We start from the raw sequence: 270 nt of genomic DNA on the forward strand, positions 1-270 counted from the left end.
ATCCTGGGTTGTGAGGTGCTTGCGCAATCAAAAGTTGATGTAGGAATAAAGAAGCTTAATTTGCATAATGGTCTTTGTGGGGAATCAGAAATCTCATTTGCTTATAGAAATTATAGTGCTGTAACGCTTACGAACGTAGCTATCTATTGGTCCGTTAACGAAGTGTTGCAACCGCCTTATTTTTGGAAGGGAAATTTATTAGCAAATTCTAATTCCGAGATTTTTCAGCTAGGGACTATAATTTCTGAAAACGGTGAACCTGTTATAGTA

Annotated in this window: 1 protein-coding gene; it reads left to right on the forward strand. The window is 37.0% G+C overall.

Annotated elements, in window-relative coordinates; translation table 11 throughout:
- On the forward strand, positions 1-270 hold a 270-nt coding region (locus KK062_RS30325; RefSeq protein WP_254088124.1), incomplete at both ends, for a hypothetical protein.

The organism is Dawidia cretensis, from assembly GCF_018598175.1.
GTDB lineage: Bacteria > Bacteroidota > Bacteroidia > Cytophagales > Cyclobacteriaceae > Ohtaekwangia > Ohtaekwangia cretensis.